Origin of the sequence: Pseudomonas sp. NPDC087690 (genome assembly GCF_044743175.1) — a bacterium.
Taxonomy (GTDB): domain Bacteria; phylum Pseudomonadota; class Gammaproteobacteria; order Pseudomonadales; family Pseudomonadaceae; genus Aquipseudomonas.
This window is the reverse complement of the sequence record NZ_JBIUVX010000107.1, coordinates 1-342: the sequence shown is the minus strand read 5'-3', so window position 1 is coordinate 342 and position 342 is coordinate 1. Positions and strand designations below refer to the sequence as shown.

Annotated in this window: 1 pseudogene (only partly in view); it reads left to right on the top strand. The window is 58.5% G+C overall.

The features are described 5' to 3' along the window. Window positions 1-342 (top strand): annotated as a pseudogene (locus ACIPIZ_RS29665) (cbb3-type cytochrome c oxidase subunit I); its annotated part reaches 304 nt to the left of the window's first position; the annotation flags it as partial.

Sequence of the window (342 nt, the reverse complement as noted above, 5' to 3'; positions counted from 1 at the left end):
GCGCGCGTGACGTTGCGTTCCCGTTCCTGAACTCCCTGAGCTTCTGGCTGCTGGTATCCGGCGTAGTACTGATCAACCTGTCCCTGGGCGTCGGCGAATTCGCCAAGACCGGTTGGGTTGCCTATCCACCATTGTCGGGTCTGCAGTACAGCCCTGGCGTGGGTATGGACTACTACATCTGGGCGCTACAGCTATCCGGCTTAGGTACGACGCTAACGGGGGTCAACTTCCTCGCGACCGTACTGAAAATGCGTACCCCTGGCATGAAACTGATGGACATGCCGATCTTCACCTGGACCTGCACCTGGGCAAACGTTCTGATCGTGGCTTCGTTCCCGATCC